Below are 15,445 nucleotides of genomic sequence, written 5' to 3'. Positions count from 1 at the left end.
ATCACATTCGTGTTTGGGTCGAGGAGGATGCACTTCACAATAGGGAAGAGCGGCTCACGCCATTAATGTTACGTTATAACATTCTTAAATGAAGCGCAAGCGACACTGGCTCGCGCAGAGGAACCGCCTGCATGAAAGCCTCTTACCAGGCATCGCTATAATTTCCCCATGATTTCCTGACGGAAACCATAGACTTCACGCGCGCCACCCAGGGGAATGAGCTGTACCGAACGCGTCTGGCCGGGCTCGAAACGCACCGCCGTGCCAGCGACGATGTCGAGCCGCATGCCGCGCGCTATTTCACGATCGAAGGCGAGTGCCGGATTGACTTCATAGAAATGATAATGGGATCCAACCTGGATCGGTCGATCACCCGTATTGGCGACCGTGACCGTCACGCTCTCCGCCCCCGCATTCATGACGATCTCTCCAGGCGCCGTCACGATCTCGCCCGGCACCAGCGCACTGGCTCCGTCGCGAATGGGATGATGGACCGTGACGAGTTTCGTCCCGTCAGGGAAAGTCGCTTCCACCTGCACGTCATGGATCATTTCGGCAATGCCATCCATCACCTGCGTGGCGGTCAGGACATGCGCCCCGGTCTCCATCAGCTCGGCGACGCTGCGGCCATCACGTGCCCCTTCCACGACGAAATCCGTAATCAGAGCGATGGCTTCCGGATAATTCAATTTGACGCCACGCTCCAGCCGCCGCCGCGCCACCATGGCCGCCATTGCGATCAACAGCTTGTCTTTTTCGCGAGGAGTCAGATTCACGTTTTCGTCTCCGCCACATCCCAAATGGCATGATAGTCAAGCGAATGCCGTTTGAACAGACCGCGCGGCGGAGGCACCGGGGCCGAAAGCCGACCCATCCGAGAGCCGACAACCAACGTCAGGCATCTCTGCGCTCTCATAAAGAAAGCGGAGCACCGGCTTTCGCCGCGCCCCGCTGATCCAGTTTCCGCTGACTGAACGCCGATGCTCCGGGAGATGTCGTTCAGAGAGGTGCCGTTCAGAATTTTCCCATGCAATTGGCGAAATAGGTCGTGGTCGCCGGCCAATCCGAAAACATACCGATGATTCCGACCTGCGACGTCAAGACATCGAGGACCCTGTAATAATCAGCCGGTCCCTTGATTGCCGGGGTGACACTTTGAAAATAATAGCCACCCCCATCGGTCAAGGGACCAGACCGTTCCAGCGACCAGGAAATGATATCGAAACCCAGGCGCCTGGCCGCCAGCGCATAATCGGATGGTACGATATTGCCTCGGGAATCGAGCGCAATCAGAGCCCAGATCGGCGGCGCGACGATCCGTACACCATTTGCACGCATATGTGGCAGGGCAGCGATTGCGGCCGGAACATCGCCTGGAACGTCGACCGGAACCAGGAAGACCGCCTGCTGACCAAATGCCGGTTCGTTCCGTAGCCAATAATAAATGTCATTGATATTGAAGGACTGCGCCCACACGCGATTTGGCAAGACACCGGCGTGCTTATATTCGTCGATCATCTTCTGGGCGTATTTTTCCTGGGTAAAATCACCCTGGAAGGGCATCGCCACCTGCGCCGCCTTCAGCTCAGGCGTCATGTCCACATCGAGTTTTTTCATGAGGGCAATGTGCTCCTTGAGCGTCATCACCGTACCCGTGGCATCATAGGCCTCGGTCCGCCAATCGGGCGTACCCTTCTGATATTCTTCGGCTGTTGTTGCCTTCGGATTATAGCCATCCATCTTGCCCTTGAGCTGCTTGAACTCAGCGAGAGTAATGTCGCTCGTGCAGCATCTTGCGGACGCGGATTTTCCAGTGGCCGGATCCGCCGGAGAAAAAGGCTCCGAACATTTGGCCGCAAGATTGGGAATTGTCAGGATATTCGTCGAAGTATGAAGGTCGCATTGATCATGACGGCAGACGAGTTCGCGATCTTTCGTGAAGGTCACGTCGCATTCAATAATGCCGGCACCCATGCGCGCGGCGGCTTCATAGCCTTCCTTCGTATGTTCCGGGAATTGGAGCGGCGCACCACGATGGCTGATCGAAAATCTGGTTTTCCACAAAGGGCGTTCAGTACAGGCCTTCAATCGGGATTTCAACGGACCATCACTCAATTGGTCCGCAAGATAATAAGGACGTGGCCCAACCTGCACATTGAGAGTAGGATGGTTGCCGCCATTGTTTGCTTCGGCATTCCCATCATAGGCATGAGCCTTCGTTAACGGCCATGAAAAAACGGCCAATACAGCCAACGCCAGACACTGTCCGCGCATTGCGAATGTCATCTTCATCCCCCGTCAAGCACGTATCGGACAGACACCGAAACGCACCACTCAAAGAACAGAGCATTTTTAAAGAAAAAGAATCGCGAAGCGATTCAACGTCATCGAAAAATGCTCTCGAGAAGCAGGCCTCAATTCCATTGCACCCGGAGGTGTCCATGAGAAATCCGGTATGGATGCGGCCCGCACACAACCCTGCCCCCGCAAGATCACGCTAAAATTTTTTTTACTCATTACGTGCGACTTGTTGATGACACTTCTTGACGTATGTCCACTCGCGCAACGGATGTTCCGAGAAACCATCTATTTTTCATATGGTTCAAATCAAAAAAGTTAAAAGGGTTGCACGTTTGACCAGAAAAAGAAGAAAGAAAAGGTCAAGGCACCAATGATACCAATACGATTTACAGCTGTAATCACTCGCTGAGACTACTTATACGAGCTCACATGAATGGGGCTCCAGAGGTCTCTTATCCTCAATGACACCCTGCCCTCAACAACACGCGACGATCCATAACAGATGGCGGCACGTATGATGGCGCGAACCATCGCGGCCGGAGCCGCAAACAAGGGTCTCGAAAGAGACCGATTATAAAGAATGTCAAAGAAAACGAATGAGAATGCGCCTGCCCTACTGCCACAGCCGCGCCGCATCCTCGCGCCAAAGACCAATGCCGACGGTAAGCACCTTGCGCAGGATATCCGGCGAGGTCGCAAGGAATCGGGCGACCAGCATGCCGTTCCACGCTGAGACGCCATAAGCACAGACGCTTTTGAAGGGCTCGAGACGATCACGCAAAGCGTCGAGCCTGCCTTCCGCATCCGGGGCAACGGCCAACAGCAGGGCAATCGCCCGGCTTCCTCCGCCAAGGCTCGGCTGGTCGAAATAACCACGCACGGCGCCATTCATACGGCTTTCCTCAGCGAATATCAGTCGTCCGCCCCGATGGACACGCCAGGAATCGGACCATCTGCAGGTAATGGCGTCCTCGCCGCTGGCAAGACGCCCCAATACGATCATATCAACGAGAAGCAAAGCGGCATCCTCGGCCATCGCGACATTGAGACGGCGCGTCAGCCCAGAAGCGTCGAAGAAAATGGTTTCCTGCGGCAGAAAGGATAAAGTGGATCGCTCGGCGAGCGTGAAGGATAAATCCAATAAAGCTGGCGCCTCCAGCGTCCGATGGATCTTTTCGGCCGCGAGCGTCGTCACCGCCACTTCGGCCTTTTCGCCTGCCTCAATTGCCAAGCTCAGGTGATCGCCGCCAAGAATGCAGCCAGCACTATTCACCATCACGCCGACGCATCCCTGCTGGGCCCGTGGATGCCGCATCCTGAGCCCACCCGTTTCGAACAGATGCAGCGGCCGCGTCACACCGCCATAGTTTTCATATCGGAGACGAATGTCTCCGCGAGCCCGATCAAGCAGGGGCACTTCCATGCGGGCCCTCCACCCTCGGCTCCGGATTTCTATGCTGGAGTTTCAATGCTTCATCTTGGACCTCGCCGCCCCGCGCCTAATTCCACGTCTCCGGCAAAGGTGGCAGAGGTAAAATATCCACCCCCTCCTCGATCAAGTCACGCGCCTCGGCAACCGTCGCTTCGCCATAGATCGGACGCGGCTCGATAATCCCATCACGAATCTTGTGAACCTCTTCGACGAAACGCGCCCCGACATTCTCGGCCTTATCGACAATTTCCTGATGGAGACGCGTGATGAAGGCGCGCAATTCCTTTTGCTCCGCGAGTGATTCCCGAAGCTCCCTCACATCTGCAACACGAGCGACAACTCCACCCACCTCTGAGGGCTCCGGCGCGCCCCGCACCGTGTCCATCTCGGTATTGCTCTGCTGCTCAGCAAGCGGAAGCAGAAGCATCGACGGCGGTGTGCACCGCCGCGCGATCGCTGGCGCCATGATCGCTTTCGAAACCCTGACGCCGCCGCAATACGGACAGCTAATCAATTCCGCGGCGGCCTGCCTCTCAAAGGCGTCTCCGTTTTGAAACCAGCTCTCGAAACGGTGACCATCGGCGCAGATTAAGGCGAATTTGATCATCGGCTTTCACAGAAACTCAATCTGTTGGCGTGCGAGCAAGATCGGCCAGGAGAAGATCGAGCTTGCCATCGTAATGCAATTCGTAGAGGTCGTCGCAGCCGCCGATATGCTTGTCACCAAAGAAAATCTGCGGAACCGTGGACCTGCCATTCGCCCGCTGGGTCATTTTTTCACGCGCTTCGAAATCGCCATCGACCGAGATTTCGGTAAAGGGGAGATTTTTCTTCGTGAGCAATTCCTTGGCCCGCCGGCAATAGGGGCAAGTTTGGGTCGTATAAATGGTGATTTCGGGCAGATTGGACATCTCTTACCTTCCTCCGCTCTCTTTATGAAGCAAAGGCGCAGCGGCCACAAGCCTATGACGTGACGATGAGGATGATGGCGTCAGCCTGGGGCAAGGAACGCCAGCGATAAAGGGCAAGCAAGAAAGGGGCAAAGAGGATCGCCGCAGGTGTATGTTGGAGATTGTGGGAAAGTGCCGAAAATTGCGGAAGGAAGGCCAGTGCAGTTTTTCCGCCGCGAAAGCACGAAAGCGCAATCGCGGTGCTTCCGCAGGGTGCGGGCGAGATAGCCTCAACAGGATGCACGACGATGGTCCTGACACAGATGGCACGATCAGCCTGAATGGCCTTATGCTTGCTACAGCTCCTGCGTTGGACGTGAGAGCCTCTCAATCCCAGAGGGCACTGGTGCTGGTACGCTGGCAGGAAGATCGTGGATGGGCGAGGCCACGTTACAATGCGTTGGATATGGGTCGAGACACGCTTATGAACATGACAAGTGTCATAAACGCTGACGCCATCGTCACCTGATAGCAGCGGCAAACCGCTCCCACCGGCCTCAGCTCCCATGCACTTCAAGCATGCAGCAGTCTCGCAAACAGTGATGACCAACACAAACGGGATCGGCACGCAACAACGTCACGACATCGTGTAGCCTCCTTCCGAATCGGTCAACAGCCCGATGTGATTTCGGCGTGCGACAGGCTAGGTTCGGACCGATGGGAGCCAGAGCCGGACACCGCTTGTTTATTAGCAAATCTGTGTAAATAAATTTACTATACGACATCAGTGCTGAAAAAGACCTGCATATTCATGGAAAACTTCCCGAAATAAATTTATTTTTACTCACTCATCTTCCAATTTTTACCTCAACACCATAAGCAACAGCCGCATCAGAATTTACGAAGTACCAAAATTCCGATATGGCACGCGCAAATGCTCATCCAGCGAGGCTGCTGTTCATGAATTCCTTGTTTCACGGCTGGTCCAGACATTCCCTCTGTACTTTTTTCGGTCTTGGTATCGCAGCGATACCTTTCACCGGATCATCGCTTCATGCGCAGGAGGACAAGCATGGGACAACCGGTGAGGCGATCATTCACGCCGATGATCATCCCGAGAATTGGCTGACTTATGGACGAACATATTCGGAACAGCGTTTCAGTCCGCTCGATCAGATCAATGCTGGCAATGTTGGCGGACTCAAACTCGCCTGGTATTTCGACCTCGACACAAATCGCGGGCAGGAAGGCACGCCCCTGATCGTCGATGGTGTCATGTATGCGACAACCAACTGGTCAAAAATGAAAGCACTCGATGCTGCGACCGGCAAGCTGCTATGGGAATATGATCCGCGTGTGCCGGGCAATATCGCCGACAAGGGATGTTGCGATACGGTCAACCGCGGCGCAGCCTATTGGAATGGTAAGGTCTATTTCGGAACATTCGATGGACGGCTCATCGCTCTGGATGCGAAGACCGGCAAGGAAGTTTGGACGGTCAATACAATTCCGGAGGATGCCGAACTCGGTGTTCAGCGCTCCTACACAGTGGACATCGCTCCGCGCATCGCCAAGGGACGGGTGCTGATCGGCAATGGCGGCGCGGAATTCGGAGCACGCGGCTTCATTTCGGCCTTCGACGCGGAAACCGGCAAGCTCGACTGGCGTTTCTTCACCGTACCCAATCCGAAAAACGAGCCGGATCACGCCCCTTCAGACAAGGTGCTCCGGGAAGTCGCCTATCCGACCTGGAGTCCGACGGGTGCCTGGACACGGCAGGGTGGCGGTGGAACCGTCTGGGATTCACTCGTTTATGATCCCGTCACCGATCTCATCTACATTGGTGTCGGCAACGGCTCTCCCTGGAACTGGAAATATCGTTCGGAGGGCAAGGGCGACAATCTCTTTCTCGGCAGCATCGTCGCGGTGCGGCCCGAGACCGGCGAATATGTCTGGCATTTCCAGGAAACGCCGATGGACCAATGGGATTACACCTCGGTCCAGCACATTATGACGGTCGATCTGCCAATCAATGGTGAGATGCGCCATGTGATCGTCCATGCACCGAAGAATGGCTTCTTTTACGTCCTTGACGCGAAGAGCGGCGAATTTCTCTCCGGCAAGAATTACACTTATGTCAATTGGGCCTCCGGGCTCGACCCGAAAACCGGACGGCCGATCTTCAATCCCGATGCATTTTATACGCTCACCGGCAAGGACTGGTACGGCCTCCCCGGTGATCTAGGCGGCCACAATTTCATGGCCATGGCCTATAGCCCGCAGACGAAACTCGTCTACATCCCCGCGCAACAGGTTCCCTTCGTCTACTCGCCCCAGAAAGGCGGCTTCAAACCGAATCCAGACAGCTGGAACCTCGGCCTCGATATGACCAAGATCGGGCTCACTTCCTACAATGACGAAGCCGCGAAACGTTTCATCGATGACCTCAAAGGCTGGCTGCTTGCCTGGGATCCCGTCGAGCAGAAGGAAGTATTCCGGGTCGATCACAAGGGGCCCTGGAACGGCGGTCTTCTGGCGACAGGCGGCGGACTTATCTTCCAGGGGCTCGCCAATGGTGAATTCCACGCCTATGACGCGAAGACAGGTCAGGATCTCTACCATTTTCAAGCCCAAAGCGGCATCATAGCGCCTCCCGTGACCTATAGTGTCAATGGGAAGCAATATGTCGCCGTGGAAGTCGGCTGGGGTGGCATCTATCCCTTCTTCCTCGGCGGCGTCGCACGCACGTCCGGCTGGACGGTCAACCATTCACGCATCATTGCCTTTGCTCTGGATGGCAATGCCACATTGCCCCCTGCCAATAACAAGGGCTTCTTGCCTGTCAAACCGCCTGCGGAATTCGATAAAGCGCAAATCAAGGACGGCTATTTTCACTATCAGACCTATTGTGCCGGATGCCATGGCGACAATGGCGAGAGCGGTGGTGTGTTGCCCGATCTTCGCTGGTCGGGAGCCCTCCACGCAAAGGAAGCATTCTACAATGTCGTCGGCCGAGGAGCGCTGACAGCCTTTGGAATGGATAAGTTCGATACGTCGATGACGCCGGAAGAAATCGATACGATCCGCCATTTCCTCATCGAGCGCGCTAACGCGACCTATCAGGTGGAAATGGATGCTCGCAAAAACGCGGATGGCGTGCCGGTCACTCCGGTCGTCGGCATGTCCCCGGAAAAATGACTTCGTCTTGCATACACCGGTTTTCCTGTAGGAATACCGGCGGTCGAATGTCCGGAATCCTGGCTTTGGAACCGAAATTCGAAGTCTTGCCCATCCAATGTTTCAAACAATGCCTGTAGGTATGAGAGTGGTGCTGTGATGAACATGAGACAATCTTTCGCGGCTATGACGGCCTGTAGCTTTGCTCTCGGGATGTCTCTGTTCATGGGCGCGATGCCCTCAAGGGCCACCGAAAACGATGATGCGCTTGTCGAACAGGGGGCCTATGTCGCACGACTCGGAGATTGCGTCGCATGTCATACGGCAATCGGCGGACCGGCCTACGCCGGAGGCCTACACATAAAGACACCGATCGGCTCGATCTTCTCGACGAATATCACCCCCGACAAAGACCATGGCATCGGGACCTATACGTTGGAAGACTTTGCTCGCGCGGTACGGGAGGGTATACGCAAGGATGGAACGACGCTCTATCCGGCCATGCCCTATCCGGCTTTCTCGCGCATGAGCGATGACGACATCAAGGCGCTTTACGCCTATTTCATGAAAGGTGTAAAGCCGCTTCCCGTCGCTAACAAACCAGCCGAAATCCCCTGGCCATTGTCGATGCGTTGGCCTTTATCGCTTTGGCAGAGCTTTTTCGCACCGGCGGCCTCGCCTTTCAAAGCGGCGCCGGGAACCGATCCCGAAATCGCCCGCGGTGAATATATCGTCACCGGCCCAGGCCATTGCGGCGCCTGCCATACACCCCGCGGCTTCGCCTTGCAGGAGCAGGCGCTGGACGCATCAGGCGGGCCAGCCTTTCTTTCCGGAGGGGCACCGATCGATAATTGGGTCGCACCAAGCTTGCGCAACGATCCGATCGTCGGTCTCGGCCGCTGGTCGGAGGAGGATGTTGCAACCTTCCTCAAGTCAGGGCGCATCGATCATTCCGCGGTTTTCGGCGGCATGGCAGATGTGGTTTCCTGGAGCACGCAATATCTCACGATGGAAGATCTCCGGGCGGTCGCGAAATATCTGAAGGCATTGCCCCCCGTGGAAGCGAAAGCGACTTATGCCTATAACGACACGGTCACCAAAGCTCTCGAGGCTCATCAGTATGACGGCTTCACAGGGGCCAAAGCCTATGTGGAACAATGCGCCATCTGTCATGGCAATGATGGTGGCGGTGTCAACCGTATGTTCCCCCCACTTGCTGGCAATCCCGTCGTCGTGACAGAAAACCCAACCTCCCTCGTCAATCTCGTTGTCAATGGCGGGGTGCTGCCGCCGACCAACTGGGCTCCCTCCGCCGTAGCCATGCCCGGTTATAAAGGCCACTTGAACGATCAGGACACGGCTGATGTCGTGAATTTCATTCGGTCTTCCTGGGGGAACAAGGCTCCAGCCAATGTCTCCTCAAAAGAGGTGGAAGCTCTGCGTAGAGACGGCACTCCCTTGGTCTCGACGAGTTGGGGGGCCGGCACGCATGACACGGCAAGCTGGGGTCTCATAATGCCGCAGCCCTACGGTAAAGGCTGGACCTTTGCGCCACAGACACACACGGGTACCGATACAGCGCAATAAGACAAATATGAAAAATGGACGGAGTAACACGTCCCCTTATACTAATCTCAATGAGAACGACTCATTGAGATTGCCCCGGCTGTCGGGTTGTGGATCCCCACCGATTCCCGTTGATCCCGACAAGTTGGGATCAACAGAACACAGTATTACCGACACCTTGCCAGCACGATTACATGGCAAGCACGGTCTCCATCCTTTATTTGGTTTCCCCTCAGCCGTTACAGTGCCTACCTGGCATCAAGAAAATTCTCTATACACGAGCAAACCTGATCTCGGCCCCAGACTGGAACGGTATCAGGACCCGTCTCAACAATCTTCCTTTCGCAGACCGACCGGCATTAGGATTGAAGATACCTACCACATTGATGACCAATGCTTCCCGAGAAACAGGACTTATCTCTAGGTGAAGTATTTATCAGGCGCATCAACGCACCAACCTCCTATTGCCTGCAGCCATAGACCGAACGAGTCTAGCACACTCGCAAATGTTAAAAGCCATTATCATTCTATAAGTCAGCGGCCGCATTTTGTAGCCTCATGAATAGCCACCCCAAATAATTCATACAAAATCTCGTTGGTAATACCATTGTTATCGAGGAGATCCTGTCGATGTCACCCTCGGCACCATTAAAGAGAGCAAATCACGCAAGGCCATACTTGCCAGTTTTGGGCGTCTGATGCTCAGTCCAAGCGACATGATTGTGCGACTTCAATCACTTCCTCCAAAAGCGCTCGTTCAAGACGACGAGCTTCCTGATTTTCGGCATCCTCACAATTTTCTATACTGGACCGTAAGCGACCTCGCTCAAGGAGGAGCTTTGCTGCCTCCTCTTTTTCTAGACGTTCCAGAATGCCCTTTCGTTCAGAAATATGCCGTGCGCTTTTTAGTAGCATCTGAGCGAAAGCTGGCGAGCATCGCCCCCCCTCCTCCGTTAATTGCAACATTTCACGATCCCGTTTCGTGACTTCCTGCAAGGCCCGATCAATTTCGGTTTTGCGCCATTCCGCCAAACGGACAAAGTTTTTTCTAACCCGAACGATACGCCGCGCCTTCTTCAAGCCCTCACTCATCATTCACCCTTTGATCAACCAAGTCCTGAAACCTGTGATGAAGACTTCAAGAAGTTGTGGCGCAGTGGAAAAGAATAGAAAAAGCCCCCCCATCAAGACGAAAGGCATGGCTACAAAATAGATCGGGATTTGGGGGACCATCTTATTGATCAGACCAATCGTGAAATTGACGATAACTGAAAAAACGAGGAAAGGCCCCGCAAGTCGCAAGCAAAGTAGAAACGCTCTGGACAAATTGTCACCGACGTAAACAAGATTAAATTGACTATTGAATATGTCCATAATGGGCAACATTTTATAGGAGGCAATCAACCCCTGAATAATCTCAAGATGAAGATTCGTAATAAACAACAAGGTCGTCGCCAACAACGTGACAAGTGTATTGAGAGCGGGCAACGGTTCCGCTTCATTGATGCCCGCAGTTAGAATGCTTGTCAGGCCGATCGTCATCGCTAGGGCGTTGCCGGCAGTTTCCAGCGCGAAAAAAAAAATGCGCATGGAAAAGCCAATAAAAAAGCCCGTTAAACATTCCGAAGTCATTATGTAGACAAATGATAAGGGTTTTGCGTCGCCAAGGGCAGGTTGCACCAACTCAGAAAGAAAAGGAAACAATATCAATGTTAACGCGACGGCTAATGCGAGGCGAATTTTGACAGGCACTCGGGGGCTTGAAAAACCCGGCATCAGCATGACCGCAAAACCTATACGGCAAAATAGAATGGCCACAGCCATCACCGACTGCGATGGCGTCCAGATCATGAAATCGATCCTAGAACTTTGATATCCACACCTCGGGTCAATTCGAGATGCGACAGGACCGGTAGATTAGCAAATAATCGCTCCGTAACGAGATGCACATAAGGCCGGGATTCCGGCGCGGCAACGAGAACGAATTGCTCTCCCTTGTCGAGATATCTCCGTATTGCCTGCGTTGCCTCTTTCCCGAATTGCTCCACCATTGCCGGATCAAGGTCGAACTCTACAATGTCCCCTTTAGCATCCCGCTTGAGACTCTGATGGAAAGCAAGGTCCCAACGTTGTCCAAGGCGCACGATTTTGAGAGCGCCATTATCAGATAAATCGCCGCAAATCTGCTGCGCGATCCGCATGCGAACATGTTCAACGATCTGTTCGGAACGCCGCACATGAGGTGCTATTTCTGCGACAGCCTCCAAAATGAGGGCAAGGTTACGAATTGATACCCGCTCCATAAGTAACAACTTCAATACTGCCTGCAGACCCGAATAGGAGATCTGCGCTGGACATATATCGTCGATCAAACGCTTATAATCAGGCCCGAGTTGTTCGAGAAGGAGACGCATATCCTTATAGGATAAGAGCTGCGCAAGATTGCTGCGAATGACTTCACTCAGATGCGTCAATAGGATCGACAAAATATCAACCGGAACGAAATTGTCATTCTTCAATTCGTTAACAAAGGTCTGAGATATCCATAACGCCTTCATACCAAAGGCGGGTTCCCGAGTTTCGTCAAAGGGAAGATCGGGACGCCGGCCTTCACCCGTCACGACGAGAACGTCACCTAGCCGCATCTCGTAAGTCGCTACGACCGTTCCATGAATTTTGATCTGATAGGATTTCACCGGTATCGACAAACTATCCGTCAATTTGATTTCCGGAATGATAAAACCATATTGCTTGACGAATTTGCGCCGCATTTTCGTGACACGATGAGAAAGCTCGTCCTGAGATTCCAATAATTTCGTCGCCAATTGCTTGCCGAGACAGAGTTCGATTTCGGGCGCGCGTAAAGAATCCTTCACCGAATTCTTCGCTTCGGCCAGAGCCTGGGATTCCGCAATCGCTTTCCTTGCCTTTTCTCTTTGTTCCGCTTCCGCAATACGCTTCGGTATCACATTGCCAGTCATGACAAAAACCGTCGCCAAGAGCAGAAAAGGCATCATTGGCAAACCAGGTACGATCGCAAGCAGGAACATCAAGAGAGCGGCGACGTAAAGTGCGCGCGGATATTTGACAAGCTGATCAAGAACCGTCTGCTCTGCCGTGCCTCTGGTTCCACCTTTTGAAACAAGCAAGGCCGCAGCAAGAGAAACGATCAGTGACGGAATTTGTGAGACGAGACCGTCACCTACCGAAAGCTTGGTAAAGACGTCTGCCGCCTGACTTAACGGCATATCGTGGCGGGTGACGCCAATCACGATCCCACCGAAAATATTCACAGCCAGAATAACAAGCCCTGCTATGGCGTCGCCTCGGACGAATTTCGAAGCACCATCCATAGAGCCGAAAAAAGAGCTCTCCTCCTCCAATTCCCGCCGTCTGAGCTGAGCCTGCTTCTCATCGATCAGGCCGGCCGAAAGATCGGCATCAATGGCCATCTGTTTGCCTGGAATTGCATCGAGCGTGAAACGCGCTCCAACCTCTGCGATACGCGTAGCACCCTTCGTAATCACGACGAAATTGACCGTCATGAGAATCGCAAAGACAATGAGACCGATGACGAAATCACCGCTCATGACAAGTTTTGAAAACCCGCCAATTATATATCCGGCCGCAGTCGTTCCCTCCGAGCCATGAGACAATATCAACCTGGTCGTCGCAATATTGAGCGCGAGGCGGAGCAGCGTAGCAACGAGGAGCACTGTTGGAAATGCGGAAAAGTCCAACGGTCTCTGGATCCATAGTGCAACCATAAGAATGAGGACAGAAAGAGCAATTGAAAATGCAAGGCCGAGGTCGATGATAACCGGCGGGATCGGCAAGAAGAAAATCGAAAGAATAGCAATGATGCCGGCGGCAAATCCGATATCACGGATACTTTTGTTATTCGTCTCCGCCGAAGTGTTTAATGCTATATCGACCATAATGATTTCCCAACCGCGACCATTCAATCGCAAACATAGGCTCATTCGTATTAGGCTTGGCTTGCGCGAAGATGACCAGTTTCGAACACTTAACGACACAAAGCGTAAGCCGCGGACAAGCCTCGTCATTTATCTTCCGACAAAGAAGCTCAGTCTATGACAGAAACATTTTCTCGAGAGAGGGTGTTTCCTCGACTGCGGACGATCCTGTCTTTTACAAATGAGGTTACCTTGTCGATTCAACCGCCATCAGACATCGTCCTTGATGTTGCCAATGCAGCGGGGGCACCCTCCTCATCTCCTCTTTTCGACAGGCTAAGATCCGCCTCCGCCATACCCTCGACCGAAAAGGCGAGCTTTAGTACTCTTATGGAAGATGTCGCGGCCGGAGATAAAAGGTCGTCTTCGATTTTGCCGCTATTCTCACCTCAACCAAAATTTGAAGCCCACACGGGGGATACAAAAACAAAAGTCTTTAAAGATCTTGAGGCGGTACTCCTGCGTAATTTCATAGAATCTATGCTACCGAAAGATATGAGCGACATCTATGGACACGGAAGCGCCGGTGATATGTGGAAGTCTATGCTTGCAGACCAGCTTTCAAAAGAACTTTCCAAACGCATTGACCTAGGCTTGAGCAGAACTGCCGCAACACGACTAAATTACGCAAGAATCTTTTCTTCCAGCTGAGCTTCGAGTGCCTCAAAACTCATTCATCCGTATCTTCGGAAAGCGTAAGCCTAGATAGATGGATCCTGGTCTTACCGAAGAACCCATCGATTGAGATCATCTGGCTAATAGCGGACATAAACACATTCAATACAGGTTCGCGATGATCCCATCACTGAGCCGGGAAGGATATGTCAATCCAATATGGTTGAGAATGGAACCAGCATTTGCCAATTTACAGCGCCGGAATTGGACGAAGAAGTCAGGAATCGATTGTCCGATGCCCTTCTCACCGCGCTTGCAAGACTTGAGGCTGTCGTTACGCAGGAAACGACGCTGCTTCGCGAAAATCGCGCGATCAATTTACAGGATTTCAATCAAAGAAAGACACAGGGTCTCCTTGAGCTGCGGCGGGCAATATCTGGCTTTCAGCAATTAACGACCACGAAAGAAATACAGCTACGCTTCGCACATCTTTCTGAGCTTCTTGATGGAAACCTGATTGCCTTGCAACATCACCTCAAGGCAATAGAAGCGGTCACAGAGACAATTATCGAAACTGTCCAACAATCGGAATCGGATGGCACATATTCGGCTATCAGCATTATCGACAGGCAAGTCAAATGCTAAACATTTTTTTCTATTGCACTTGGATCTGCATTGTCACATCAATTTCGTTTTATATCGGTAGCGCATTGAGTCTCGATCGAGTCGTGCATCCTAGTTCGAGCCAGGAGGAGATACATATCGAATCTAAGACGACCGACAGCATCAATGTTCCGTTGTTTCAAAATGGTGACGTTGCGGGATATCTCGTGACGAATTTTATCTACAATATTGACGTTTCCGATTCGACGAAACTGAGCCTGCCCCCGGACATATTTATCCTGGATGAAGCCTTCCACGCCCTGTTTTCACAAAAGATCGAACCCAATCATCTTGAGAAATATCAAATCGCAGGACTGAAAGACAAAATCAAAGAACGCGTTAATCAGAGACTGGGCGGTCCCTATATCAAGGACATTCTGATTAAAGATTTTAACTACATTCCAAAAAGGGAAGTGCCACAATAATAAATTAGCCCATCGACTCACAAGGGAGATATCATAAAACGACAAATAGGTACCGATAATTATACGCACTGATTCAAAGCATCATTGAACCAAGAGCATAAAAAATTCGATCTGTTAAAATTAGTGATCGCTTCAAACTGGACGAACAGATCAAAACCCTCCTATTTCATACCTTGTGACAATCTCGGTGGAAGGAGCATCCATAATAGTCGCTTTGTTAACCACGGATCTCGGAAGCAATGGACTATAGCGTAGGCGTCTGCCCCAGTCTTTCTAGACAAATCGTTAAAGGGATTATTCACAGAGTTCATCCATTTCGATAAGGAATCATCGTTCTTATCTCGAATAGATTCATTTGGAATAGATGCCCGACTCCTATTTCTTTCATTTTCAATTATA

General features: G+C 52.5%; 13 protein-coding genes. 5 read left to right on the top strand and 8 right to left on the bottom strand.

Features of this window, described 5'->3' with window-relative positions; all coding sequences use genetic code 11:
* Positions 1-155 precede the first annotated feature (155 nt).
* The 5 genes from DL88_RS07060 to grxC form a co-directional block, all read right to left on the bottom strand.
* Positions 156-776, bottom strand: coding sequence for an urease subunit gamma (locus DL88_RS07060; protein WP_051955693.1), 621 nt, complete (start codon positions 774-776; stop codon positions 156-158).
* A 238-nt stretch (positions 777-1,014) separates the two neighbouring features.
* The gene (locus DL88_RS07055; protein ID WP_034994260.1) at positions 1,015-2,286 is read right to left on the bottom strand and encodes a glycerophosphodiester phosphodiesterase family protein; all 1,272 of its coding nucleotides are present in this window, start codon (positions 2,284-2,286) and stop codon (positions 1,015-1,017) included.
* A 628-nt stretch (positions 2,287-2,914) separates the two neighbouring features.
* Positions 2,915-3,724 carry an urease accessory protein UreD gene (locus DL88_RS07050; RefSeq protein ID WP_034993999.1) on the bottom strand — a complete coding sequence of 270 codons (810 nt, stop codon included), beginning with the start codon at positions 3,722-3,724 and terminating at the stop codon, positions 2,915-2,917.
* A 76-nt stretch (positions 3,725-3,800) separates the two neighbouring features.
* Positions 3,801-4,340 (bottom strand): DUF1178 family protein, encoded by a 540-nt coding sequence (locus DL88_RS07045; RefSeq protein ID WP_034993996.1) that lies wholly within the window; start codon positions 4,338-4,340, stop codon positions 3,801-3,803.
* A gap of 16 nt (positions 4,341-4,356) precedes the next feature.
* The gene (grxC, locus tag DL88_RS07040; protein ID WP_034993994.1) at positions 4,357-4,644 is read right to left on the bottom strand and encodes a glutaredoxin 3; all 288 of its coding nucleotides are present in this window, start codon (positions 4,642-4,644) and stop codon (positions 4,357-4,359) included.
* A 939-nt stretch (positions 4,645-5,583) separates the two neighbouring features.
* On the opposite strand from grxC, the gene DL88_RS07025 reads away from it, so the two are divergent.
* Both DL88_RS07025 and DL88_RS07020 read left to right on the top strand, forming a co-directional pair.
* Positions 5,584-7,821 (top strand): PQQ-dependent dehydrogenase, methanol/ethanol family, encoded by a 2,238-nt coding sequence (locus DL88_RS07025; RefSeq protein ID WP_084705045.1) that lies wholly within the window; start codon positions 5,584-5,586, stop codon positions 7,819-7,821.
* Between the two features lie 204 nt (positions 7,822-8,025).
* Positions 8,026-9,387 (top strand): c-type cytochrome, encoded by a 1,362-nt coding sequence (locus tag DL88_RS07020; RefSeq protein ID WP_210165282.1) that lies wholly within the window; start codon positions 8,026-8,028, stop codon positions 9,385-9,387.
* Between the two features lie 681 nt (positions 9,388-10,068).
* Here the strand turns inward: DL88_RS07020 and DL88_RS07015 are convergent.
* The 3 genes from DL88_RS07015 to flhA are packed head-to-tail and all read right to left on the bottom strand — an operon-like array spanning position 10,069 to position 13,304.
* Positions 10,069-10,461: a hypothetical protein gene (locus DL88_RS07015; protein ID WP_034993985.1), complete on the bottom strand. Its 393-nt coding sequence runs from the start codon at positions 10,459-10,461 to the stop codon at positions 10,069-10,071.
* Positions 10,462-11,217 carry a flagellar biosynthetic protein FliR gene (locus DL88_RS07010; protein ID WP_034993982.1) on the bottom strand — a complete coding sequence of 252 codons (756 nt, stop codon included), beginning with the start codon at positions 11,215-11,217 and terminating at the stop codon, positions 10,462-10,464. It abuts the gene before it with no gap.
* The gene (gene flhA / locus DL88_RS07005) at positions 11,214-13,304 is read right to left on the bottom strand and encodes a flagellar biosynthesis protein FlhA (protein ID WP_034993979.1); all 2,091 of its coding nucleotides are present in this window, start codon (positions 13,302-13,304) and stop codon (positions 11,214-11,216) included. The genes DL88_RS07010 and flhA overlap by 4 nt, the downstream gene beginning before the upstream one ends.
* 156 nt (positions 13,305-13,460) lie before the next feature.
* Between flhA and DL88_RS19815 the strand changes: the two genes are divergently transcribed.
* The 3 genes from DL88_RS19815 to DL88_RS06990 all read left to right on the top strand — a co-directional run bounded on the left by DL88_RS19815 (position 13,461) and on the right by DL88_RS06990 (position 15,046).
* Entirely contained in the window at positions 13,461-13,994 is a 534-nt protein-coding gene (locus DL88_RS19815) for a rod-binding protein (RefSeq protein WP_084705028.1), read from the top strand.
* 183 nt (positions 13,995-14,177) lie between these two features.
* Positions 14,178-14,603 (top strand): hypothetical protein, encoded by a 426-nt coding sequence (locus DL88_RS06995; RefSeq protein WP_051955692.1) that lies wholly within the window; start codon positions 14,178-14,180, stop codon positions 14,601-14,603.
* Between the two features lie 83 nt (positions 14,604-14,686).
* Positions 14,687-15,046 carry a hypothetical protein gene (locus DL88_RS06990; RefSeq protein ID WP_156970976.1) on the top strand — a complete coding sequence of 120 codons (360 nt, stop codon included), beginning with the start codon at positions 14,687-14,689 and terminating at the stop codon, positions 15,044-15,046.
* Positions 15,047-15,445 lie beyond the last annotated feature (399 nt).

It is taken from the genome of Beijerinckia mobilis, assembly GCF_000745425.1.
Taxonomy (GTDB): Bacteria; Pseudomonadota; Alphaproteobacteria; order Rhizobiales; family Beijerinckiaceae; genus Beijerinckia; species Beijerinckia mobilis.
The sequence above is the reverse complement of the archived record's forward strand: the minus strand, read 5'-3'. Positions and strand labels throughout refer to the sequence as shown.